Raw genomic sequence first — 25,786 nt, forward strand, 5'->3', positions numbered from 1 at the left:
ATTTTCAAAAATGCGTAATTAATCATAAAACAAACTTCAATAAAAAAATAGAAATACCGATGGTAGCCGATACTTTCAAAACAATACCATTTCACAAAAGCTAGATCTATTTTTATAGACAGAAGCACCGCTTTCATAAAGATTTATCATTAAAGGGAAAGAGAAAAATATAGCAGGCAGCAAAGCATATAAACTCTATAAAAAGCGGTTTTCTCTCAAAGAACGTTGCCTAGATATCCAGTGGATACGTGCAAAACGACTCTACATTTAAAGACGATCCGAGAACAAAGATACGCTCAAAAACTATATCGTACCCCCAAAATACCTTGGAGTAACTGCTTCGTCTTACTTCCTTTAACATAATGTGCTTCCGCATAAAGCTTTAATTTGTTACTGACTAAACTGCTCAAACCAACTCCTAACTTACCCGCATTCCCTGATAAGTCTGTAGTAAATTTATGTAGTTTATTAATCATCGTTTGATTGTTATCCTTATTCTCACGCAACCATGCTGCCGTAATATAGATTAGAGATGAAGTATCTATGCCTAATCCAAATTCATACCCTAAAGATAATCCAACCTCACTGCGCAATGAAGCCGATGGGCTCATATCGCCTATCATGTTGTTGGAAAGCTTGATTCCTTTACCTTCAGCTTGCAGCCAAGTTAAGTTTGCATAGGGCTGCAGCCAACCGCTCTGTGCTGTCTTAATACGATAACCGGCTTCAAATGACGCCCCTACTGCCCATTGAGTATAATTTCCTTCAATATCTAAACCGTTCGTCGAAACAGCCTTCAGACCATTTTGATAATGATTGTATTTCAAGATACTATCTAGATACCATCCACTATGATCAAAATAAGAGGCATAGGCACCAACGCTATAAGTGTTTATGTTACTTATACCACCTCGTGCATGCGCTACACGTGCTTGATCATAACTTCCAAAACCACCAATATAAAGCTCTCCATTCATCAGCTCGCTTAAACCAGTTATCCCTAAAACTATACCCGTCTGCTCAAGCTTAAAATCTGTATGATCTTTTGCAATATTTTCTTTACTCTTAATTGCATATGTCCATAGCGCCGCATTTTTCTTATTTCTGTCTAGAATCCCTCTCCCCACACGTACAGCTTGTAACTCATTGTGAAAGACAAGCTGAGGAGCCACAGACATAGACAACACAGCATCCGTAGAGGGAGTAGTCAAAAAGTTAGAAACTGAAGGTTCCTGCCCTAATTGTGTAAAAGATTGATCCTGATTACTCGAACGCAAAATCATCTGATTGCCTAAAGATGAAGCATCTACAAAAACAACAGACTGCTGCTCGTGATTTTCTGAAGGAACAGAAAGCTGTGCTTCTCTCAAATGCCGTGGAGGTCTTAGTTTTGGTGCTTTGTTGCGCTTTCTTGTAGCATTAGTATTTCTACGAGACTGCGTACTTTTTTCCACATTCGTAGATGAAGAAACTGAAAAAGTAGTAACTTTGGGTTTCCTGCTTATGCGCAGAGAGGGAAACTCCGAAGAACTTGATCTACCATCTGCCATGCCTAAATACCAAGTTGTAGTACCACCACTAGACTCTGCGTCTCTTTCTCTTTTATACAAACCATACACAAAAGTCCCACCATCAACAGCTTCAATTGCCCTGCCAGCACTATTTGCCAGCGTAAAATTAGCTCCTCCGTTGGGACTCCTATCGGTAATTAACGGGATCTCAGTAACCAAACTATTGTTTTGTGAAAGAGGACCTGTAATTTCGTGACCAGAATCAGAAACGCTTATTTTGTGATTACCTGTACCATTCTCAATGAATAAGTAATCGCTACTATCACCCGTAGCACTAATATTAAAATTAAAGTGTAAACTGCCTGAAAGAATCATAACATGAAGTGAAATATGACGCGGTTCATACGTAATAGAAGTAAAATTAACAGTACCTCCCTTCCCACTTAAACTCTCAATATCGATCTGAGATTTTTTTGTGTTATCCCGCTCACCAACCCCAAATAGCCACTCATTAGCCCTTCCACCCACAGAAATTTTTTCTTTTTTGATATGATTTGTCCTATCACCGGCAAATAAATAAAGACATCCGCTATCATTGACCTCTATTTCTCCGATCAATTCCGCACCAACATGTACCCACGAGCTGGCAGAATTATTAATTTTTAGAGTATCGACAATACCACCAGGATACACTACTTGAACGGCATTATCACCTAAGGTAGTACTAGTAGCCATCGCTTCTGCTAAAATGTGCTGCCTACCGTTCTTAGAAACCGTAGTATTTTCTGCAAAACCACCAGCATTTTTTTTGCTCCCCATATAAAGATTTTGTTCTCCCCCTTGCATAACCTTTGTATTCCAAGCCTTTCCTCCATCATATATATTCTGCTGCCCTACTACTTCATCCGTACCAGAAACTGTGGCATCATATGCACTACTTTGCTTCTCTACGCTTTCAAAATTTATAATGCTTTTTTCTTCGAAAACTAACTGCTTGCCACCGAGTATTTTAGTATTCATAGCAGTCCCTGCGCGCGTAACTATTTGCATCCCGCCTTTTTGAACAGTCGCTCCCACTGAAGTCCCACTATTATCAACAATCTCTACACCACCATCGCCAATTATAATATTATTACTGAGCGGAAATGTAATCAGTGCTGAACCTTTTGGTACAGTTGTTCCATTCGTTATATATTCCATACTTGTTAATTCTCTATTTTTTCTCTCAATCGCGCTTGCCATTTGCACAAGACAACTACTGATTATTAATACTGAGAAACCTAATTTGCATTTATGCCGCATATACACACTCCATTCTCAATCATCAGACAAATATCCCTCAACTACATAGACAGTCTATCTTAGATTGTGTCATAATGTGTTTTATTTATGGCTAAATGCACTTTTAGTGTGTAATTTATTTTTCGCAATCATAAATTGCAAAGCTGTAAAGCACTAGGAACTATTCCAGTCTAAAGCTGTATAACTTCACAAAATTCAAATTGTGCCCTTATGTTCAGGGCACAATTTACAAGACTTGCAATAATAAATGAAGAAACGATGGCACCTTTAACAGAGCACAAGATCATTCTCAATGTTTATATGCTCTCAAGAATGCATAGACAACATTCAATGTTTAGTTCACGAAGACAATAAGATTTCTAAGATTAATTAGTGCGCAAAACACATATTTAGAAACTATAACGTAACCCTAAAATACCTTGAAGTGACTGCTTAATCTTATGCCCTTTTAGATAATGCGCTTCCACATAAAGTTTTAATTTTTCATTGACGAAACCGTTCAAACCAATTCCTAATTTACCCGCATTTCCAGACAAGTCTGTGATAAATTTATACTGGTTATTAATTGTCGTATGATTATTATTTACATTCTCACGTAACAAAGCTGCAGTAATGTAAGCCGTTAATGAAGTTTCTACACCAAAAATAAATTCATGCCCTGCTGTTAATCCAACTTCACTACGGAATGAAGTTAATGGACTTATATCACCTACCATTCCATTAGAAAGCTTAATTTTTTTACCTTCAGTTTGCAAACCTGTTAGCTTGACATAAGGCTGCATCCAAGTGCTTTGTGCTGGCTCAAAACGACAGCCAATCTCAAATGCCCCACCTATCGCCCACTGATTATAATTGCCTTGGATGGCTAAACCATTTGTTGAAATAGCTTTTAGATTATCTCGGTAATAGTTATATTTCAAAACCCCGTCCATATACCACCCGCGATTATCAAAGTAAGTCGCATAAGCTCCAACGCTATAACTGCTTATGTCGCTATCACCGCCTCGTACATGAGCAATGCGGACTTGATCATAACTACCAAAACCACCAATATACAAATCTCCATGCGTTAGCTCGTTCAACTGATCAGCACCAAATACTATACCTGTCTGTTCAAGCTTAAAATGTGTATGGTTTGTAGCAACACGTTCTCTGCTCTTAATCGCATAAGCCCATAGATCTGTATCTTTTCTGTGTTGGTCCAGAATTCCTCTTCCAGTACGCACAATTTCTAACTCATTATTAAAAATAAATCCAGAGGACACTGCTGTAGAGAGCATAGCATCAACTGAAGGAGTTGTTGATGCCCCACCACTAGGTGGATCTATCAGATCGGGAGGTACAGGATCATCAATGCGGTCAGCTGACAAAAACCAAATTTTTCCATTTTTGTCCTTTCTCTGTTTCAAACCATACATATAGGTTCCACCATCTATGGCATTAATTTCTTCACCAGAAAGACCTGTCAAAGTAAAATGAGCTCCACCGCTTTGATCCGTAATTAAATCACGCTTATTTGAAGAAGGATCGGTGATTTCAACACCAGAATCAGCAACGCTTATTGTGTGATTACCTTTACTCTTCTCAATGAAGAGATAATCACCACGGTTATGTGCAATAGTGGTATTGAACTCGAAGTGTAAACTTCCTGAAAGATCATTAACATAAAGCTGAGAGTAATACGGATCAGAGCCAGTAAAAGCAAAAATAACACTCCCCTGCCCACTTAATTTCTGAATGAGAGAGCTTTTTCCATCAAACTCATCAGTGATAGAGTATAGTCTTGTATCTTGTCCATTTAAAATAACATTTTCTGCTGTAGTACGATGTTGATCATTTCCAGCATAGAGATGAAGTTGTCCAGAATGGTTTACCAGTGTCTTACCTTCTAATGCTGCACCAGCATGCACAAATGATTTTGCTTTATCATTCATTGTTAGATTTTTTACTAACCCATCAGCATATATTTCCTGAATAGCAGTTTCGTTTAAAGAGACACCAATAGCCTTCCCTCCTTTTAAGATACGCTGTTTACCGCCATCAAAAATTTCTGTATCAAACGCAGATCCACCATTTTTTGCGCTTTGAGACTTTTTAGCAATCTCTTGTATCCCCCCTTGCATAACTTTCGTATTCCAAGTTATTCCTCCATCGTATATCTTTTGTTGCCCCAGTGTTTCATTTTGTCCATAAATTACAGTATTAGAAGCACTACTTCCTTTAATCTGCTCTCTAACCTCACCTTCCCCGAAAACAAGCTGTTCACCACCATAAATTTTAGTTCCTTCTACTTTTCCTCCATTCTCAATCCTTTGCTGTCCCCCTTCCTTAACGACAGCATTTTTTGAAAAGCCTTGTTTTTTCTCCGAAGCCCGAACAATTTCAGTTCCACCATATTCAATTTTGCTATTTTCACTACGGCCTCCCGCATAAATATGGATTTCTCCACCATTTTTAACCGTGTTATTGATAGACAACCCTGGCTCATCCATATCACCATCGTTTAAAAAGTGTCCTTGTCCATCATTATCGAATAAATGATTTTCCAATTTAGTTCCACTATTAATGAAAATGAGCTCTGAACTTTTAAGTATCGTAATATTCTTTTCTTGCGTATATGGTTCGACATTGCCAGCATTATTGCTTCCAAGCCCTTGCACTTTGCTGACCAATATTCCAGAGCTCTTATTCATGGAAACATCACTCAGATTTTCAAAAAAAACGGTTTCACCGCGCGTTTTTAAAATAACATCACGTTTAGACGCTCTAATCTTTCTGTATTTCTCTGTTATCAAGCCCTCCTTATACTGACTATAGAATGTTTTCTCATTTATACCATAGTCTGAAGGCTGATAAAAAAGTTGTACTCCTCTCTCACCTGCAGCTGCGGCTTGCACAAAACAGCTGCTGATCATGAGTGTACAACAGCTTAATTTCCATTTATATTGCATAACTATATCCTCCCCCCCTTCACGTCTGGGTAGACATTAAAGGTAATTAGATCTGCCTAATTTATTTTCAATCTAAAATTTTAAAAACTATCCTTAACAGTTTATTAATATTATAAAAAATCACCATTCTAGTTCCCTTGAACTTTTTGTTTCGTCTAGAGTATAAAGCAGTGCCTAAATTACTTTTCTAACAGTCGCCAAAAAATTTTTTATCTAAGAAAAAAGTAAGATATGAAAAAAGCACGCACTATAAAAATGTGCTTGTTATGAAAAATGCCTTTATATTTTTTCAAAAATTGTGTTCTGATCATCAAATATCTAGTTTACAAAAACGACTCTACATTTAAAGACGATCCGAGAACAAAGATACGCTCAAAAACTATATCGTACCCCCAAAATACCTTGGAGTAACTGCTTCGTCTTACTTCCTTTAACATAATGTGCTTCCGCATAAAGCTTTAATTTGTTACTGACTAAACTGCTCAAACCAACTCCTAACTTACCCGCATTCCCTGATAAGTCTGTAGTAAATTTATGTAGTTTATTAATCATCGTTTGATTGTTATCCTTATTCTCACGCAACCATGCTGCCGTAATATAGATTAGAGATGAAGTATCTATGCCTAATCCAAATTCATACCCTAAAGATAATCCAACCTCACTGCGCAATGAAGCCGATGGGCTCATATCGCCTATCATGTTGTTGGAAAGCTTGATTCCTTTACCTTCAGCTTGCAGCCAAGTTAAGTTTGCATAGGGCTGCAGCCAACCGCTCTGTGCTGTCTTAATACGATAACCGGCTTCAAATGACGCCCCTACTGCCCATTGAGTATAATTTCCTTCAATATCTAAACCGTTCGTCGAAACAGCCTTCAGACCATTTTGATAATGATTGTATTTCAAGATACTATCTAGATACCATCCACTATGATCAAAATAAGAGGCATAGGCACCAACGCTATAAGTGTTTATGTTACTTATACCACCTCGTGCATGCGCTACACGTGCTTGATCATAACTTCCAAAACCACCAATATAAAGCTCTCCATTCATCAGCTCGCTTAAACCAGTTATCCCTAAAACTATACCCGTCTGCTCAAGCTTAAAATCTGTATGATCTTTTGCAATATTTTCTTTACTCTTAATTGCATATGTCCATAGCGCCGCATTTTTCTTATTTCTGTCTAGAATCCCTCTCCCCACACGTACAGCTTGTAACTCATTGTGAAAGACAAGCTGAGGAGCCACAGACATAGACAACACAGCATCCGTAGAGGGAGTAGTCAAAAAGTTAGAAACTGAAGGTTCCTGCCCCAATTGTGTAAAAGATTGATCCTGATTACTCGAACGCAAAATCATCTGATTGCCTAAAGATGAAGCATCTACAAAAACAACAGACTGCTGTTTCTCCTCAAAAAGATGATGGCTTCCACCTAAACGTGACACCCCAATAGCTTGATTGCTTGGAGATGAGACAGTCAAAAGAACAGGAGAGGAACGTCTATGACGGAAACGCAGACAGCTACTATTCGAACATAATGACTTATTAACCGAATCTTCCTGAGTTGGGATAGTTGAAAGAAAAGAAACCTGTTGATTTTGGTCTAAATTTCGGCGATATCTACCCCTACGTGGCAAACTGTCAATGTATACGCAGACAAATACTAATTTTTTTTGCTTCCATCCTCACCTCTTTTTTCAAACCATACACATAAATTCCGCCATCCGCAGTTTTAGCTTTTCACCGAGATGATTCTTTAAAAAAATGAGCTTTTCCACTTTTATCAGTAATTAAATTAAATGGATGGAAAAAATAATTTGAAATTTCAGCACTAGAATCCATAATTCTTACTTATATGCTTGCTCTCCCCCTTCTTAATTCAAAGATAATCACCATAGCGCTCTGCAAAATTAGCATTCAAATTGAAATGTATACTGCCCGAAAGATCACTTAATATAAAGCAGAGTATAATATGGGCTAGACTCTGCTGAATTAGAAAAAACAAAAGTGAAAATAATACTCCCTTCATCAGTTAACTTTTAAATCAGAGAACTTTATCCATCAACTTCAGGGGCAATAGAGTATAATTTTGCTTCTTTTTCCTTTAAAATAATTTCTTCTGCTTTAGTTCGATGCTCGCCACTTCTGGCGTAAAAATGAAGCCGTCCCAAACCATCAATCTTTACTTGTCCTTGCAATACAGTACCGGAGTAAGTAAACGAATTGGCTCCACTATTAATCGTTAAAGTTTCCACGCGTCCACCAGTACAGACTTGTTGTAGAACTCCATTTTCTAAAATAACGGTGTTTGCCTTACCTCCGACGAAAACGCTCTGTAGCCCCTAGCAAAAAACCTCGTATCTACGGACAATCCCCTTGAATCTTTTAACTTTGTACTAAGATTTTGTTCTCCTCCACTCATAACATCTGTGAAAAACGCCGCTCCATCATCATACACATTCTGTTGCCCCGATGTTTCACATTCACCATGAATTTCAGAGTTATAAGCATGGCTTCCCTCTCCTAAAACACTCTGCACACCACCATAAACTTTAGCCTCCTCTGTTTGTCCTCCATACTCAACGCTTTGCAACCCATATTTACCAATAGAGTGCCTTTTGAAACATTTCCGTTCCCAACAGTTTCAACTGTACCGTTCTTAATTGTAAGATTCTCACTTACGAGCTTCTTGCCCATTTTTCCTAACTGCTCACTTACACTTATTGATGCTAATGATTGCTCTCCTAGTGCAGTTACTTCCTTTGCAATCTTTACAAAAAAACTACCAGTCATTAATGCACAAAAACTTATCCTCAATTTGCGGTGCATTCTCAACACTCCATAACTACAAATGAAAAATTTTTTATATTTGGAAAGAGTGCATATATAAAAACAACACATCACACCTGCTCAATCTTATTTTTTCAAAATGATAAATCGTTGTATATAAAGCATCCAGTGCACTGAACCCTGATTCATTAAACACCACCGTGTGTGTTAAAACTTATACACAATCAAATAATGAAAGTAATTATTAATACACTTAAAAAGTGTTATAATTATATTCATAAGAAATTTTCTGAATATTCTTGAGATACTAAATGCTGATCTAAAAAATCAGCTACTTTTTAAATAAACTAAAATAGTATCATGTTTTAAAGGACACAATAATACGAGATTAATGAGATGACATTGTTTATAGAAAATATAAATATGTTTTCATCTTCTATGGCATTTAAAATGGTGTCTTTAATTGTATTCAATTGGGATCATCTTACAGTGCAAACATCGTTTTAAAACATTTGAGGCATACTAATATCGACTCGACACTGATTTGAAATTTCTATAACTATAAATAATTAGTTTCATAATTTGGTTTGTCATATACTGAAAGGGACATTTATGTCTATAAGCTTAGAAAAACAAGGCTTAAACCCAAAAAACTCGCCTCGTCGAATTTTGTTTGCAAGCCTTATTGGTACAACAATTGAATTCTTTGATTTTTATGTTTTTGGAACTGCTGCAGCTCTCATATTTCCTCATTTATTTTTTCCAACACAAAACGATCAACTTGCTATTCTGCAATCTTTCCTCGTTTTTGGTGCTGCCTTTTTTGCGCGACCTTTTGGATCGGTCATTTTTGGACATCTTGGCGATAAAATTGGACGGAAAATAACACTGATCGCTTCTCTCCTCATGATGGGTATTTCAACAGTTGTCATTGGTATCCTTCCCACCTATGAAACAGCCGGTTTATTGGCGCCACTCCTTTTAACCATGTGCCGTATTGGCCAAGGAATTGGATTAGGAGGAGAATGGGGAGGAGCTGTTTTGCTCGCAACAGAAAATGCTCCACCAGAAAAACGTGGTTGGTATGCAATGTTTCCACAATTAGGCGTTCCACTGGGTTTATTTCTATCTATTGCAGCTTATTTAGGAATGTGGGCTGTATTTGATCATGACGAACTTTTTTCATGGGGATGGCGTGTTCCATTCATCGGCTCAGCTTTCCTCACAATTATAGGATTATGGGTGCGTATTTCGATCAGTGAAACCGCCGAATTCAAAAAAACGCTTGAGCGTGAAGAGCGCGTCAAAGTGCCTATCATGGATGTGGTATTCAAACACTCACGAATCTTATTTTTAGGTACCTTTTCCGGCATAGCAACATTTGTCTTATTTTATTTGGTTTCTGCCTATTTGCTAAGTTATGCAACAAACCATATGGGATTGCCATTTAATCAAGCTCTTGAAGTAGAATTGATCGGTGCAGTTTTCTGCGGCATTTTTACTATCCTAACCGGAAAGATCGCTGATCGCATTCGGCGCAGAACTTTGATGATTTGGGTAACGATAATCATTGGTATCTATTCTTTTGCAATTCCTTATCTCCTAAATTTTGGAATTGTAGGGCTCTTTGTCACGTCTATTATTGGTTTATCGATCATGGGAATGATATATAGTCCTCTTGGTGCCGTTCTTGCTTCACCATTTCCGACAGAAGTTCGATATACTGGCGCATCTGTGTCCTTTAATTTAGCCAGTATCATAGGTGCAGCTCTTGCACCGTATACTGCAGAATATTTGGTGCAAAACTTCGGTATTGCTTATGTTGGCTATTATCTTCTTCTTTCCTCTTTTATTTCACTGACTTGCTTCATTGGATTTACGGATGATGAAATATCAAACTAAAACACAATAAAAAATAACAAGACGAGTGCTGGCGGGAAAAATGCCGCCAGTTTCATTTTTAAAGACATTGTTTTAGGTACGCTCCACCATAGTATTCCAGCAAACAGCGCACTCAAAAAAAAGAACAAAATATCTGCTATAGTGCCAATATACGTGACTGAAAACATTCGTGATAAGATATGCGTTGTACCTAGCCATGAAATACAAAAAAAAGCTAACATCACAGCCCATAAAACAAGCAAAATCTGGTCAATGATCATCATCATGCTATTTAATTTTCTCAATTGTAGGACACATCTTTCGTGCTCCCGCAATAAAAATCACAATAAAAACCCAACGACCTTCTCCTGATCCTTGTGCAATAAAGAATGCTGGATTTATCAATTCTATACCAATCAAAATAGCAAACGCTACACGCATCAAACCTGTTTTTCCCAACAGCGATCCTCAGTTTGCTGCCAATAAGATAAATCATGATTTTCCATTTTATATTTTTTCCACTGTGCACGAACAAGATTCAACTGTTCATCATTTCGACCATCAAATATCACCACAAGCCGTTGATAAACATTAATATCAAAGCACACTGCTCCCTCTATGAGAAATCGTATTTTTGAATCATTCGGATTTTCCTGCCCTGTAGTAAGAAATACAGGCTGTAAATTTGGATGCTGATCATACTCAGTTCCATGTCCAATAAATGCTTCATCGGCATAAACCCATAAACGCGTATCTATAGCATCACATTGTTCTTTACTCACACATTGTATTGTTACCCTACCAAAACGATCCAGCGCGCGCTCCACAAGGGTTGGCAAAATATCTTCTAGCGTTGACTGCGTCAAATGATAAAAAAGAATATCCATCTCCTTAACCCTCATCACTTTATTATAAAAAAGCCAATACCCTTTTGGAGAAAGTTCTATATCTTAAGCACAAAAGGAAATAGTTGAGAATATAACGATTCCTCTTTTTCAATTGAGTGTATTATCTTTTTTTTATGGGTATTAAAGATAGAAAAAGAAAAAAGCAAATCATCATTTTAAAGCCTCGTAAAAAGGTCTATTTTAGTTTGTGTTCTGGCTTCTCTATAGACTACAATTGAAAATGGAATATAATGTATGGCAGAATGAGCTGAAGTTTCCTAATTACCTTATTGTTCCTTATTTTGTAAATAATGTGCAATATATATAATATATAAAGGTAATTTTTAAATTTTGGTTATATTTTCTAACCCAAGATGGTGTAGAATATCTGCTCTCTTCATTAAAGACTGAGGATGTTATCCAATCTATGCGTATTATTGAGCTATACATCCTGAAGCGTGTTCTTATTTTGTTTAGTGCTGTCATGATTGCGGCAATCAGTATCAGTTGGACGGTGCAAATCCTTGCTCGGATAAACTTTCTCACAACAAGTAAACAAACGCTCTTCACGGTCTTGCACTTTTCACTTTCATTGGTTCCTTCTGTAATTTTTCTTGTCATTCCATTTGCATTAGTAATTGCAATTACAAGCACTCTTTCCTCAATGAATCAAGATTCCGAGCTTGCAATCATCAGTGCCTCTGGGTTTCCCAAAAGTACTGTTTGGAAACCCATTCTTCTTCTCTCTATTATTGCATCATGTATCTCCTTTTCTATAGCCAATTTTGTTGTTCCTCAAGCACGCCTTAATATGCGACAAATGTTAGCAAGTGCCCATTTTGATCTTATTAATCTTTTCATCAGTGAAGGCAGCTTCCAAAAACTCACCAATAATCTTTACATAGAAATTGGTGAACGGAATCCAAATGGAACACTTGGGCGTCTTTTCATTGCTGACCAACGCGATCCTAAGACTGATCTTTTTTATTATGCAACAGACGCCTCAATTGTAAGCAATAACAGCGGCGACTTTTTAGTCCTTCATAACGGTGAAATAGAAAGAATTAATCATCAAAATGACAGTGTTTCGATCGTTCAATTTAGCTCATACACTTTTAACCTAGGAGAATTCATCCCCAACGATAAAACGCCTTCCCTTTATCCAAAAGATCAACCTCTTTCTTATTTACTAAATCCTGATCCGAAGGATTCCTACTATCAGAGAAAACCACTCCAATATAGAGCTGAACTTCACCGTAGGCTTACAGAATGGCTCTATCCAATTGTTTTTTCATTGATTGCATTAGCGGCTGCAGGAGATGCGCGCTCATATCGGCAAATACGTTACTCTGCAAACTTTTCTGCAATTTCCTTTTCTTTGCTGGTATATTGGATAGGATATTTTTTCGCTGAAAAAGCAAAAAGCGATCTTGCGTACGTTCCTCTTCTTTATATTACACCTATAGGAATGAGTGTATTTACTTTTTTCATGCTCTTAACAAATCATAAAATTGGTATCCCCATAAAACTTAACGGGGTTATTCAAATAGTTTTTCAAAAGTTGGTCAACAAATTTGAACATCGGAAATCTCAATATCCCTCGGATGAGGTATCATGATTGGATGGACTCTTGGACGATATTTTTTTATACGTTATTTCAAAACAACCTGTTATTTTTTGGGGGGTATTTTTATTCTTGCTCTTTTAATTGACTTTACAGAAAACTCTGGTCGGCTATCCCACCTTCCCCGTTATACGGCAAAAGATGCATTTCTCGTCTCTGTTTTACGCATCCCTTTTATCATGCAACAACTCATCCCCTTTATTGCACTCTTTTCTGCAATGGTAATGCTGATCTCGCTTAATCGAAAACTTGAACTTGTTGTGACTCGTTCAATCGGTGTTTCTGCATGGCAATTTCTCATGCCTGCCTGTTGTGGAGCTTTTCTTTTTGGATTATTTTCAATTCTTCTCATTAATCCGCTTGCCGCATGGAGCTTTTCTCAAGCAGAAAAAATAATGACTGAATGGCGTAGTAATAATGTACTAACACCTCTTCATCACACACGTATCCCATGGTTCACACAACGTACAAATTCAGGTAGAACGACTATTGGTGCTAAATCTATCACGGACAAAGGACTTTCTCTTGTCGATGCAACCTTTGTACAATATAATGATAACGCAACAGTTAAAAATTGGATTAATACCAGAAAAGCAACATTAACAAACGGCGCTTGGCTGTTAACAAATGGAACAATCTATAAAATAGGGCATCCTCCTGAAAAATTTACTGTGTTTCAAATAAAAACCGATCTAAAACCTGAATTTTTAACTGAACGTTTAGTAAATCCAGCGACTATCCCGTTTTACCAATTGCCAAAAAAAATTATGATTGCACGTTCATTTGGCTATTCTGCCAATAATTTTGATATGTATTTACAATCTTTGATTGCATTACCTGCACTACTTGTGGCAATGACTCTCATTGCAGCAACTGTATCCTTAAACTTTACACGCTTCGGACAATCTGGAATGTTGATTCTTGGTGGTGTAATCGCCGGATTCATGCTTTATGTTATTTCCATACTCGTTCAAGCTTTTGGTAATGCCGGATATATTCCACCAATTATTGCCGCTTGGACACCCGTTGTTATTGCATTATTTTTGGGAATCTCCTTTTTACTTCATAAAGAGGATGGCTAAGTGAAAGCATTAACAAATAAAAAAACAATTTTAACAAAATTAACTACACTCTCTTTAGGAAGTATTATTGGCTTTATCCTAAGTGTATCTTTATGCTGTTATGCGTTCGCGCAAAACCATACCCCAAATTCCGTCCATCCTCTCTTACTCTCTGCTGATGAACTTATCTATAATCGTGATACAAATACTGTTTCTGCACAAGGGAACGTTCAAATCGAATATGATGGAAATAAAGTTGTCGCTAAAAAAGTGACTTATAATCAAAAAACAGGCAGAATCATAGCACAAGGAAACGTTAAAATTGTTCAAAAAGATGGTAATAAAATTTATTCCGACCAAATTGATATGACTAAAGATTTTGGCGAAGGATTCGTCAATGCCTTGCGTATCGATACAGCAAACAATATCCATTTTGCAGCTGCCAGCGCTACACGCAGCAACAGCCAGACAACCGTTTTCGACCATGCCACCTATACAGCCTGTGAACCTTGCTCTTATAAACCGGATAAAGAAGTTTTATGGAAGATTAGAGCGAGAAAGATTATATGGAATAACACCACCAAAAAAATTCGCTTTGAAAACAGCCGTTTTGAAATTTTTGGTGTACCTATTGTACAGTTTCCAAATTTTGAGCTCCATGATCCAACTGTGAAACGTGTTAGTGGTCTCCTTGCTCCTCGTCTTTTTTATTCTGATTATCTAGGCTTGGGCATAAAAAATTCTTATTTCTGGAATCTCGCTCCCTATTATGATTTTACACTTTCTTCTACGCTCTATACCCAACAAGGACTCTTAACTGAGGGTGAATGGCGTCAACGTTTTAAAACGGGCAATTACAACATTCGCTTCGCTCATATATACCAAATGAAACCTCACAACTTTGACCATGATACGATTGATGCACAGCATAAAAACCGTTATATGCTAGCAACAAAGGGGGATTTTCGTATTAACTCACGTTGGACTTATGGATGGGATATTTTTGCACAGTCTGATCGAAACTTTAGTCGTGCCTATAAACTTGAAAACTATAGTAATCCTACACAGCTTTCTCAAATTTATTTGAATGGTCTTTCAGGGAGGAATCACTTTGATATGCGTTTTTACCATTTCAAAATTCAAGATCTAATATTGAATGACTCCCATTATGAACGCCACTCTCGGCAAGCGTGGGTTCTCCCCCGCATTGATTATTCTTTCACACCAGATGAGCCATTTTATACTGGGATACTTACCTTTCATAGCAATATGCAATCAATTTATCGTCGTCATACTGACTTCAATTCTACCGACTGGAACAATCATCCTCTTAATACAACTAGGCTTTCTGGTATAGCTGGAAATAGTTTTCGTTTAACAAACGAGCTCGAGTGGAAAAAGCGCTTCAACACACGCAAAGGACTCATATTAACCCCTATTTTCTCTCTACGTGCTGATATTATTACAGCAAATACACACAAAAACCATTCTGCTTCTATAACAAACGATTCTTCATCGATATTTCGTGGCTCAGCACTCCGTGGCATAGCAACGGCAGGTTTGGAATTACAGTACCCCTTCCTCATTACATTGAGGAATTCTACACATATTATAGAACCAACAACACAAATTTTTATTCGTAATAATGAACAATATATCGGACAAGTCCCTAATGAAGACGCGCAAAGTTTTGTATTTGACGCAACAACTCTCTTTCAACGTAATAAATTCTCTGGTTATGACCGCGTAGAAGGTGGAACAAGAGCTAATATAGGTCTCAGATATTCCGGAAACTTTAACAATGATTGGTCTCTTTATGGTCTTATTGGGCAATCCTTTCATCTTGCAGGAAAAAATTCTTTTGCAGAAAAGGACTTTGTCAACGTAGGTATTCATTCTAGCCTCGAAGAAAAACGTTCAGACTATGTTGCAATGTTTGGTGCAAACTATAAGAATGGTTTTTCTCTGGAAGCTCGTGGACGTTTTGATAAAAAAACAGGGAAAATTCACCGTAGTGAAATTGAAGCATCACAGAAATGGCAGAATTTTGGAGCAGCTGTACAATATGCCTATATCGCAAGCCAACCAGATTATGAATATCCACAAGAGCGCCAAGAGATTTTTTTCCAAACTGATCTTAAACTAGCCAACTATTGGTCTCTTAGCAGCAATGCTGGTTATGATTTGGTATCCGGTACATTCGTAAAGCGGGGAATCAGCTTAAGTTATACAGATGAATGTTTCGGACTAACATTCGGTTATCAGCAGGTCACTAATCCAGGGAAAAAAACACCTTTGCAAAATTTTAGTTTTTCTCTTTCATTGCGTACAATTGCCGATATTGGAAAAAGATAAACTCAAATTTATAAAGAGAATGTATAATAAGTTTAACTTATCGTTGTTTTTATGACAAAAAACGTATATTTTAAGTAATTAATTAGAATTCATGAACAATGCGAAGGCCTACTTACATGAAAAAATTTAAAAAGGGTATTCTTGCTTTATTTTGTATTACACCTTTGAGTGTAAACAACCTGATGGTAAGTCAGTTTTTAATGCCGCCAGTCTTCGCGCAAACTGTCATTGCTGTCACAGTCAATGGCAATCCTATCACAAATTATGATATACAAAGACGTGCTGCTTTTCTTAGATTACAACAAAAACAAGGTAATCTTGTTGCACAAGCTAAGAATGAGCTTATCAATGAAATACTCAAAAACATCGAAATAAAGCGCCGTAATATTGAAGTAAGCAATAACGAAGTCGAAAGTGCTTTTGAGAATTTTGCAACACAAAATAATATGAGCATTGATCAGCTCAACCAGATTCTAATTCAAAATGATATCACAGTGCAACACTTTAAAGATTATATTCGTGGTCAAATAGGATGGGGACGTCTTGTTAATGCGCGCTATCAATCTGAAGCGGCTATAATCACCGAACAAGAAGCTGTACGCAGAATATTAAAAAATGGTGGTGTGAAACCTTCAACCAATGAATATACACTACAACGAATTGTTTTTGTTATTCCTGCGCATCGTCGTTCAGAAATCTTTGAAAGACGTCAGAGAGAAGCAAACAATTTTCGTGCACATTTCCGAGGATGTGCTAACACCAGAAAACAGGCAAGTGGTATTTTAGATGTTACTGTCCGCAACTTGGGAAAGTTTCTTGAACCCCAGCTTCCTAGTGCGTGGGAGCAAGCTATTCTTGCAACGCCTGTAGGAAAAATGACCCAATTGCAAGAAACATCTGATGGAATTGAAGCGCTTGCTGTCTGCAAAATAAAAAGAGTTTCTGATGATTATGTTGCACGACTCATATTTTCTATTCAAGATAATAAGCAAAAAAGCTCACAAGAACTTGAAAAATTAAGCGAAAAATATTTGGAAGAATTACGGCGGGTAGCGCGTATTCAAAACTCATAATGGCTGCACTTGTTGTTAGTGGTGGTGATCCTGCCGGAATTGGTCCTGAAATAGTACTAAAAGCGTGGAGTTTGCGTGTGACACGTCAAGTTCCACCCTTTGTGCTTCTTGCTGATCCAAACGTTATTCGTTCGCGCGCTCGTTTTTTACATATAGATGTTGAGGTGGAATCTGTTTTAATAAATAATCCTGTAAAAAACTTTCAAACCGCTCTTCCTATAATACCATTAAAAAACCGACAAAGCGATAAACTAGGCTTACCTTCACCAGATAATGCTGCTGGAATAATTGAAGCGATTAAACGCAGCGTTCAGTTGATTCGAGATGGGCATGCATGCGCACTCATCACTTGCCCTATTGCAAAAAAAAAACTTTACGACGCTGGGTTTAAATTTCCAGGTCATACAGAATTTTTAGCTGATTTGGCCTATACAATCTTTAACAAATGCTATCATCCGGTTATGATGTTATCTGGACCTCGATTAAAAACAGTTCCCATTACTGTTCATATTCCATTCACTGAAGTCCCCTCACATCTCACCCGCGATTTAATTATTCAAACGGCATTAATTACTGAAAACGACTTAAGAACGCGATTTAAAATAACTTCGCCTCGTCTCGCTATTGCTGGCCTTAATCCTCATGCTGGAGAAGAAGGTACAATGGGTAAAGAAGATATTGAAATTATCATTCCTGCGGTTGAATACCTTAAAAATAAAGGACTCAATATTGTAGGTCCACTGCCTGCCGATACAATGTTCCATGAAAGAGCAAGACAATCATATGATGTTGCCCTTTGCATGTATCACGACCAAGCCCTTATTCCTGTTAAAACATTAGACTTTGACAGCACTGTCAATATCACTTTAGGACTCCCTTTTATTCGTACTTCACCAGATCATGGAACTGCTTTTGATATTGCTGATAAAGGAATAGCCTCTCCTGAAAGCTTTATTTCTGCTCTTAAACTTGCAAACAAACTTGCAAAAAATAGTTTGATACCATGCCAATAGATAATCTTCCTCCTCTGCGTGAAGTAATTAATAAATATCGATTACAAGCTCATAAATCTTTGGGACAAAATTTTCTTTTTGATCTTAATTTAACATCTAAAATTGCTCATCAAGCAGGAAATATAGAAGGAAAACCTGTTATTGAAGTTGGTCCAGGTCCTGGAGGTCTGACACGTGCCTTACTTGCAAAAGGTGCCATTGTAACAGCGATAGAGCGTGATGAACGCTGTATACCAGCTCTTTTAGAGATAGAACAGCACTATCCACAAAAACTAAAACTTATTTGTAACGACGCACTGAAGCAAGATTTCTCAAAACTCTTTGCAACATATCCAGAAAAACCACGCATTATTGCAAACCTACCCTATAACATTGGAACACAACTGTTGTTAAATTGGCTATTATCTGAACCATGGCCTCCTTTCTATGAATCAATGACATTGATGTTTCAACGTGAAGTTGCCCAACGTATTATTGCAAAACCTCAATCAACCCATTATGGACGTCTTAGCGTCTTAACTGGATGGCGTACCACTGCTAAAATTGCTTTTGATGTGCCACCTCAAGCCTTCATACCAGCACCCAAAATAACTTCTTCCGTTGTTCACATCATTCCGCGAACACAACCTCTTACCTGCTCCGCGCAAAAATTAAGCTTTGTCACAAAAAACGCTTTTGGTCAAAGACGAAAAATGCTTCGTCAAAATCTCAAAATACTTGGAGATGAAATGCTTTTTAAAAAAGCTGGAATCGATGGAACACGCCGTGCTGAAACTCTTTCAATTGCCGAATTTGTGGCTTTAGCTAATTTGGTGATTTAAAAAGCAAGCATTTTTCTCATTATTCCTTTTCAAAACAATAAGAATATCAATCAATCTCTTCAGCAATAAGCTCATCAATGAAAGGTTCAAGAAATGAGCATCGCTCACGTTTTGCTGTTTCAGCTAAATAAATCGATTTAATAAGCGACAAAGACTGATTTAAGTCCTTATTAATAACAACATAATCATAAGAACGCCAATGCTGCATTTCCGTCCGTGCATTCTCCAATCGCAAATTAATGATGTCTTGGCTATCTTCTGCTCGACGATATAAACGTGAAACGAGCTCTTTCATTGATGGTGGAAGAATAAAAACAGATACGGTATCTCCTAGCATCTTTTTTTGAAGCTGCTCTGCACCTTGATAATCAATATCAAATAACATATCTCGTCCAGCACTCAACGCATTTTCAACGCTTTCACGTAAAGTGCCGTAATAATTTCCATGAACTTCTGCCCATTCAATAAACTCTTCACCATCACGCTTACGTTCAAACTCTTTCTTTGAAATAAAATGATAATGAAGACCATTCACTTCACTAGGACGTCTTTGCCGTGTTGTCATGCTTATAGAGAGTTCTAATTGTCCATCTTTCAAAAGTAAGCGAGAAAGGGTTGATTTACCAGCTCCTGAAGGTGAAGAGAGAATAAATAAAAAACCGCGACGTTTATCTCTTTTTTTAGCAGCCAATTCATCCTCAAAGAATGTCATCATATTGTTTTACTTTTTTAACTTTTCTTCAAAACTTCAATAATACGTTTTTTATAGTCCCCAATTAATGTGTTGCTCTTAATGCTCGCCATTTGCGAACATTCATATTATGTTCCTCCAAAGTTCTAGAAAAAACATGCCCTCCTGAACCATCCGCTACAAAATAGAGCACGTCACTGCTCGGCGGATGCGCTACCGCTTTTAAAGAATCGCGGCCTGGATTCGCAATAGCTGTCGGTGGCAAACCATTAATTTTATACGTATTATATGGTGTTTCCTTTTCAAGATCTGAACGGTAAATTGCACGACCGGATGGCATTCCTTTTCCACCAAAGAGACCATAAATTACCGTTGGATCAGATTGAAGACGCATATGTTTTGCAAGACGGTTATAAAATACAGCAGCAACCTTTGGTCTCTCTGCTGCAATTCCTGTTTCTTTCTCCACAATAGATGCCAATATAACAAATTCATCAATGGTTTTGATTGGTAAATCAGGTGAACGCGTAGCCCATATAGCATGAATTAATTTTGTCTGTCCTTCGCGCAGTCTATTTATAATTTCTTCACGCGTTGTTCCCCGAATAAAACGAACAGTATCCGTCATCAAACTGCCTTCTGGTGGCAAAACTTTTGGAAGATCTCCAATTAAAATTTCATTAGCAGCTAACCGATCAAAAACTTGTTGAACCGTTAAACCTTCCGGCACTGTAAACGTATATTCAACAGATTTTCCTTTCACAAGGATATCCATAATATCCCGCATCGAAGCACGAGCTGGAATTAAATATTCACCAGCCTTAAGATGTGTTGTCTTTTGATGGTAACCAACCCCATAAACAAAAATATCCGATGATCGAATAAGACCGCGTTTTTCAAGCAGTGAAGCAATTTCACGAATTCCCGTTCCAGGATAGATAAAAACGACTTTCTCTCCCTCTGCCATCCCCTTTCCTTCAAAAATACTTTTTCCAATATAAAGAGGAACACTTATGGCCAAAATAACAACCACAACCATCATCAGAAAAAAATGACCAAGAACTACCAACGGATTACGTACGATAGATGACTTCTTTCGTTTTTTATGTGCTAACATACCATTATTATCTGCTAAATTATTTAAAGAGAAATCACCTCTGTCCTTTAGTGCTCTTTTATTTTTCACATCGGACACGACTACCAACCTCAATAACTTCTAGGTAGTATATTATAATTTCTCACTCAACCCCTATAACTAAAGAATAAAACTCAGAAGCAAAAGAAACAAATAAAACTCTTTACTACCCCTTAAAACGTCGCATCACCAAAGATGCATTTGTCCCACCAAATCCAAAAGAATTGGAAAGAATTATATCAATCTTTCGTTCTCGCGGTTTATGTGGAACAAGATCAATTTTTGTTTCAATAGATGGATTGTCAAGATTAAGTGTTGCTGGAGCTATATTATCTCGTATGGCTAAAATACAAAAAATAGCCTCAGCAGCACCGGCTGCACCAAGTAAATGACCCACAGATGACTTCGTTGACGACATGGACACATGTGGTGCATAATGTCCTAAAACACGTTCAACAGCAGATAGCTCGATGACATCAGCCATTGTTGACGTTCCGTGAGCATTAATGTAATCAAGTTCACTTACATTTACTTGTGCACGCTTAAGGGCCGCCATCATACTGCGCTGTGCACCTTCACCACTCTCTGAAGGAGCTGTAATGTGGTAAGCGTCACCAGATAAACCATAGCCAATAATCTCAGCATAAATACGAGCATCTCGCTTTTTTGCATGTTCAAGCTCTTCTAAAACAACAATTGCAGCTCCCTCTCCCATCACAAAGCCATCACGATCAGCATCATAAGGACGTGAGGCTCGTTCAGGCTCATCATTACGACAAGTAGAAAGAGCTCTACAAGCAGAAAAACCAGCAAGAGATATTCGATTTATCGGCGATTCAGTTCCACCCGCCACCATTACATCTGCATCACCCAACACAATTAAACGCGCTGCATCACCAATTGCATGCGCTCCTGTCGAACAAGCTGTTACAACCGAATGATTAGGACCGCGCAAACCATATTTTATAGACACATAACCAGAAGCAAGATTAATCAAACGTCCTGGAATAAAGAAGGGAGAAACACGCCGTGGACCTTTATCACGAAGCGTATAACCAGCCTCAACAATGCCTTCAATGCCACCAATCCCCGAACCAATTAATACGCCTGTGCAAATCTGATCTTCATCACTTTGAGGAAACCACCCAGCATCTGAAAGTGCTTGCTCAGCAGCAGCCATTGCATAAACAATAAATGCATCCACTTTACGCTGCTCCTTGGGGTCCATATGCAAATCTGCATTATATGTACCATCTGTTCCATCTCCCAAGGGGATACGAGCAGCAATCTGGCATGGCAAATCGGACACATCAAATTCAGTAATACGTCGAACTCCACTTTTCCCTTCAAGAAGTCGTCTCCAACTATACTCGACATCACCAGCTAATGGAGACACCAATCCTAAACCAGTAATAACAACACGTCTCATAACTTCTAACCTTGAATTGAGATTGCTCCCTCAAAGCTCACTTCTCAAAACAGCCCCAAAGAATATAGGCAAAAGTATTTTACGCTTTTGCCTTTCAGTTATCACGCAGAAGCTTTATCGATAAACTTTACTGCATCACCAACCGTGAAAATCGTTTCAGCGGCTTCATCTGGGATTTCTACACCAAACTCTTCTTCAAAAGCCATAACGAGCTCAACCGTATCAAGGCTATCTGCTCCTAGATCATCGATAAAGCTTGCATTTTCTACGACTTTATCTGCATTAACACCAAGATGCTCCACGATAATTTTCTTAACGCGCTCTACTGTATCACTCATGTTGAAATCCTCAAATTTATATTATTTCCTATAATTTGGTTAGCTATATCTGATCATCTAATCAAGCAATAGATGCATTACTCTAAAGATTTTAGCAGCGATTTAAAACATCCTGTGGATATCCCCTACAAAATAAACCAATCTGACACCCTGACATAAATTGATTAACTCACCATGTTAAAGAAATATATGTGTCTTTTCATTTCATTACTATCTAAAATAATAAAACTTATAAATCAATGTGGAATAAAGCAAATACTTAGATCATTGCCATCCCACCATTGATGTGTAGTGTTTGTCCTGTCATATATGCTGCCTCATCACTCGCTAAATAAACAGCAGCGAAAGCTATTTCTTGTCCCGTCCCCATACGCTTCATTGGAATCGCAGCCATAATGGTCTCTTTTTGTTTTTCGTTAAGTTTGTCGGTCATTGCAGACTTAATAAATCCCGGAGCAATACAATTAACAGTAATATTTCGTGAGGCAATTTCTTGCGCCAATGCTTTAGAAAAGCCTATTAAACCAGCTTTTGCAGCACAATAGTTGGTTTGCCCAGGGTTTCCAACAACTCCAACAATAGATGTTATGTTAATAACCCTCCCATAGCGACGTCGCATCATAGAATGTATCAATTCACGTGTTAAAGTAGAAGCAGCTGTTAGATTAACCGCTAAGACATCATCCCAGTCTTGATCTGGCATACGTACAAAAAGACCATCACGGGTGATTCCAGCATTGTTAACTAAAATATCAACACCACCCATCTCCTTTTCTGCTGCTTCAGCTAACTGCTTAATAGATTTACGCTCAGAAAGATTAGCTGGAAATACAAAAACATCTTGTCCTAGATCTGCGGCCACTTTTTTAAGCTTGTCTTCACGTGTTCCATGGAGCCCAACAATTGCTCCTTGCGCATGGAAACACCGCGCAATCGCCTCACCAATTCCTCCAGATGCTCCCGTCACAAGGGCTTTACGACCTGTTAATTTAAACATTTTTTAGACTCCTTACGATTAAACACCAAGCACCTGTAGTGCTGCTTCTATTTCTTCAGCTGTCCCAATTGTTAATCCCTTTATGTCTTTGTTAATACGACGCGCTAAACCTGTTAATACTTTTCCAGAACCAACTTCAAAAAGCGTATCAACCCCATTAGCACCAATCCACTGTATTGTTTCACGCCACCGCACTCTCCCTGTGACTTGTTGAACAAGAAGCATAACAATGCGCTCTGGATCGCTTTCTGGTGCAACAGAAACATTAGCAACAAGAGGAACAACAGGAATCGTTCTACTAACAGTCAAAAGTGCATTCTTCATGGCATCCGCAGCAGGCTGCATTAAAGTCGAATGGAAAGGTGCAGAAACTGGAAGAAGAAGTGCACGCTTAGCACCTTTTTGGGACGCAATCTCTACCGCTATCTTAACTGCTTTTGTTTCACCTGAAATAACAATTTGCCCACCACCATTATCATTAGCGATTTGGCATCGTCCTTCTTCAGAAACAGTTTTGCAAATTTCTTCCACATCTTGCTCATCCAAACCAATAAGTGCTGCCATAGAGCCTTCACCAACAGCAACAGCAGCTTGCATAGCATTTCCACGAATACGCAAGAGTCTTGCCGTATCAGTAAGACTAAACATACCAGCAGCGCAAAGAGCCGAATATTCTCCTAAAGAATGACCCGCAACAAATTTTATCTTTTCTTTTATATTAAGCCCCAATTGTTCCATCACACGAATAACAGCCATGGATACAGCCATTAATGCTGGTTGTGCATTTGCTGTTAACGTCAAAATATCTTCTGGCCCTTCAAAAATGATATCTGATAATTTCTCTCCTAGGGCATCATCGACTTCTTCAAAAACCATCCGCGCTGCAACAAATTGCTCTGTAAGTACTTTGCCTATACCAACACGCTGACTCCCCTGCCCTGGAAAAGTAAAAGCTGCCACCATCAAACGACTCCTAAATTGTGCAATTAAATTATCTTCTTTTGATCTTATTCATAAGCACAAATCAAGATAAAGCGCCTTATTTTGAATAAATATCTTTCTTAAAGTTATATTTTAATGGCGGTATTTGATATAAAAACTTAGGGAAATACGGTACTATAAACTGAATAACACCCCAACTTATGAAACTTCCTAAAATTACACCAGCTAAAATATCAAAAGGATAATGTACACCAACAAAGATACGCCCCCAACAGACCAAACATAAAAACACCGCTGCAAACTTAGAAGCAATTTTGTATCGATAAAAATAAAGATTCGCTATATAAGATGCAATAGTTATGGCGTGATTGCTAGGAAAAGAAGCTGTTGCACGGTGCTTAATCAGGGGTGTAGTCAAACCCGCAGCAAATGGGCGTGGATGAAAATAAATAAGAGAAATAAGATAACCTATAAAAAGAGACACACAAATGCTTACGCAGATGCTTAATGCTATGCGCCGCGGTTCTATAGTTCCACCGGAAAACCACAACACACAAAGATGTAGAGGGATAACATAAATCAAAAACTTTGCACAAAAAATACTAAATGCAACTAAAACCGACCATGATTGATGATTGCCGGCGAGCATTTGAAAAAGTGCAACATCAATTCGGTTTAAAAAATTCATTCTTCTCTCCTTCATGTTTGTAGCTTTACAGCTTTGTATCTATTGTAAATAGTATGAAACGTACAAAAATATATCGAGATTTGATAAATTAATTTTTTATACGCATAAACTTGCTATTTTTAAAGATAAGCTGTAAATGTCAAACGTTCGTTATCGGCACTTTAGCTGGAGGTTGGACGGAGGGCTGGGAAATAACCAGTAGGAGATGCAATGTTTCCGACCTCCTGTGTCTCCGCTCTCGGATGTCTCAAATTGTAAACGCGTCCTTTCTTCTTTGGATTTCCAGAAAAGACAAG

Annotated in this window: 22 protein-coding genes; 7 read left to right on the top strand and 15 right to left on the bottom strand. The window is 37.9% G+C overall.

What is annotated here, in order from left to right:
• Window positions 1–296: 296 nt before the first annotated feature.
• From bafA (MCO_RS01055) to MCO_RS11005, 5 genes are all read right to left on the bottom strand, one after another.
• Window positions 297–2,813, bottom strand: coding sequence for a BafA family autotransporter (bafA, locus tag MCO_RS01055; protein WP_007552048.1), 2,517 nt, complete (start codon window positions 2,811–2,813; stop codon window positions 297–299).
• 389 nt (window positions 2,814–3,202) lie between these two features.
• The gene (bafA, locus tag MCO_RS01060; protein ID WP_007552049.1) at window positions 3,203–5,764 is read right to left on the bottom strand and encodes a BafA family autotransporter; all 2,562 of its coding nucleotides are present in this window, start codon (window positions 5,762–5,764) and stop codon (window positions 3,203–3,205) included.
• A gap of 372 nt (window positions 5,765–6,136) precedes the next feature.
• Window positions 6,137–7,210 (bottom strand): autotransporter outer membrane beta-barrel domain-containing protein, encoded by a 1,074-nt coding sequence (locus MCO_RS10995; RefSeq protein WP_371137032.1) that lies wholly within the window; start codon window positions 7,208–7,210, stop codon window positions 6,137–6,139.
• 609 nt (window positions 7,211–7,819) lie between these two features.
• Window positions 7,820–8,020: a hypothetical protein gene (locus MCO_RS11000; protein WP_007552051.1), complete on the bottom strand. Its 201-nt coding sequence runs from the start codon at window positions 8,018–8,020 to the stop codon at window positions 7,820–7,822.
• Window positions 8,021–8,288: 268 nt separating this feature from the next.
• Window positions 8,289–8,594 carry a hypothetical protein gene (locus tag MCO_RS11005; RefSeq protein ID WP_007552052.1) on the bottom strand — a complete coding sequence of 102 codons (306 nt, stop codon included), beginning with the start codon at window positions 8,592–8,594 and terminating at the stop codon, window positions 8,289–8,291.
• Between the two features lie 573 nt (window positions 8,595–9,167).
• Between MCO_RS11005 and MCO_RS01075 the strand changes: the two genes are divergently transcribed.
• Window positions 9,168–10,457: an MFS transporter gene (locus tag MCO_RS01075; protein WP_007552054.1), complete on the top strand. Its 1,290-nt coding sequence runs from the start codon at window positions 9,168–9,170 to the stop codon at window positions 10,455–10,457.
• On the opposite strand, the gene MCO_RS11010 is transcribed toward MCO_RS01075, so the two are convergent.
• Genes MCO_RS11010 through MCO_RS01085 form a run of 3 tightly spaced genes read right to left on the bottom strand, consistent with a single transcriptional unit; the run spans window position 10,454 to window position 11,323 of the window.
• Entirely contained in the window at window positions 10,454–10,717 is a 264-nt protein-coding gene (locus MCO_RS11010) for a hypothetical protein (protein WP_040298576.1), read from the bottom strand. The genes MCO_RS01075 and MCO_RS11010 overlap by 4 nt on opposite strands.
• Window positions 10,718–10,724: 7 nt before the next feature.
• A complete protein-coding gene (locus MCO_RS10750) occupies window positions 10,725–10,877 on the bottom strand; it encodes a hypothetical protein (RefSeq protein ID WP_196794014.1) in 153 nt (50 codons plus the stop codon).
• Window positions 10,877–11,323: a DNA polymerase III subunit chi gene (locus MCO_RS01085; protein ID WP_007552057.1), complete on the bottom strand. Its 447-nt coding sequence runs from the start codon at window positions 11,321–11,323 to the stop codon at window positions 10,877–10,879. The genes MCO_RS10750 and MCO_RS01085 overlap by 1 nt, the downstream gene beginning before the upstream one ends.
• Window positions 11,324–11,750: 427 nt before the next feature.
• On the opposite strand from MCO_RS01085, the gene lptF reads away from it, so the two are divergent.
• The 6 genes from lptF to rsmA all read left to right on the top strand — a co-directional run bounded on the left by lptF (window position 11,751) and on the right by rsmA (window position 19,270).
• Window positions 11,751–12,941: an LPS export ABC transporter permease LptF gene (gene lptF, locus MCO_RS01090; RefSeq protein ID WP_007552058.1), complete on the top strand. Its 1,191-nt coding sequence runs from the start codon at window positions 11,751–11,753 to the stop codon at window positions 12,939–12,941.
• Window positions 12,938–14,029 carry an LPS export ABC transporter permease LptG gene (lptG, locus tag MCO_RS01095; RefSeq protein ID WP_007552059.1) on the top strand — a complete coding sequence of 364 codons (1,092 nt, stop codon included), beginning with the start codon at window positions 12,938–12,940 and terminating at the stop codon, window positions 14,027–14,029. The genes lptF and lptG overlap by 4 nt, the downstream gene beginning before the upstream one ends.
• Window positions 14,030–16,363 (top strand): LPS-assembly protein LptD, encoded by a 2,334-nt coding sequence (locus MCO_RS01100; RefSeq protein ID WP_007552060.1) that lies wholly within the window; start codon window positions 14,030–14,032, stop codon window positions 16,361–16,363. It abuts the gene before it with no gap.
• 116 nt (window positions 16,364–16,479) lie between these two features.
• Window positions 16,480–17,436 carry a peptidylprolyl isomerase gene (locus tag MCO_RS01105; protein WP_007552061.1) on the top strand — a complete coding sequence of 319 codons (957 nt, stop codon included), beginning with the start codon at window positions 16,480–16,482 and terminating at the stop codon, window positions 17,434–17,436.
• A complete protein-coding gene (pdxA, locus tag MCO_RS01110; RefSeq protein WP_007552062.1) occupies window positions 17,436–18,449 on the top strand; it encodes a 4-hydroxythreonine-4-phosphate dehydrogenase PdxA in 1,014 nt (337 codons plus the stop codon). Before MCO_RS01105 ends, pdxA begins: the two co-directional genes overlap by 1 nt.
• Entirely contained in the window at window positions 18,440–19,270 is an 831-nt protein-coding gene (gene rsmA / locus MCO_RS01115; RefSeq protein ID WP_007552063.1) for a 16S rRNA (adenine(1518)-N(6)/adenine(1519)-N(6))-dimethyltransferase RsmA, read from the top strand. Before pdxA ends, rsmA begins: the two co-directional genes overlap by 10 nt.
• Before the next feature lie 46 nt (window positions 19,271–19,316).
• Here rsmA and gmk read toward each other — a convergent pair whose 3' ends face one another.
• The 7 genes from gmk to MCO_RS01150 all read right to left on the bottom strand — a co-directional run bounded on the left by gmk (window position 19,317) and on the right by MCO_RS01150 (window position 25,490).
• On the bottom strand, window positions 19,317–19,982 hold the full coding sequence (gene gmk / locus MCO_RS01120; RefSeq protein ID WP_040298577.1) for a guanylate kinase: 666 nt from the start codon (window positions 19,980–19,982) through the stop codon (window positions 19,317–19,319).
• Window positions 19,983–20,046: 64 nt separating this feature from the next.
• The gene (mltG, locus tag MCO_RS01125; protein ID WP_007552065.1) at window positions 20,047–21,156 is read right to left on the bottom strand and encodes an endolytic transglycosylase MltG; all 1,110 of its coding nucleotides are present in this window, start codon (window positions 21,154–21,156) and stop codon (window positions 20,047–20,049) included.
• A 106-nt stretch (window positions 21,157–21,262) separates the two neighbouring features.
• Complete coding sequence (gene fabF / locus MCO_RS01130; protein WP_007552066.1) at window positions 21,263–22,525, bottom strand: beta-ketoacyl-ACP synthase II; 1,263 nt, start codon at window positions 22,523–22,525, stop codon at window positions 21,263–21,265.
• A 101-nt stretch (window positions 22,526–22,626) separates the two neighbouring features.
• Window positions 22,627–22,863 carry an acyl carrier protein gene (locus MCO_RS01135; protein WP_004860281.1) on the bottom strand — a complete coding sequence of 79 codons (237 nt, stop codon included), beginning with the start codon at window positions 22,861–22,863 and terminating at the stop codon, window positions 22,627–22,629.
• Window positions 22,864–23,122: 259 nt separating this feature from the next.
• The gene (gene fabG, locus MCO_RS01140; RefSeq protein ID WP_007552067.1) at window positions 23,123–23,860 is read right to left on the bottom strand and encodes a 3-oxoacyl-[acyl-carrier-protein] reductase; all 738 of its coding nucleotides are present in this window, start codon (window positions 23,858–23,860) and stop codon (window positions 23,123–23,125) included.
• An 18-nt stretch (window positions 23,861–23,878) separates the two neighbouring features.
• A complete protein-coding gene (fabD, locus tag MCO_RS01145; protein ID WP_007552068.1) occupies window positions 23,879–24,823 on the bottom strand; it encodes an ACP S-malonyltransferase in 945 nt (314 codons plus the stop codon).
• Between the two features lie 76 nt (window positions 24,824–24,899).
• A complete protein-coding gene (locus MCO_RS01150) occupies window positions 24,900–25,490 on the bottom strand; it encodes an undecaprenyl-diphosphatase (RefSeq protein WP_007552069.1) in 591 nt (196 codons plus the stop codon).
• Window positions 25,491–25,786: the final 296 nt, after the last annotated feature.

The organism is Bartonella sp. DB5-6, assembly GCF_000278115.1.
Lineage (GTDB): Bacteria > Pseudomonadota > Alphaproteobacteria > Rhizobiales > Rhizobiaceae > Bartonella > Bartonella refiksaydamii.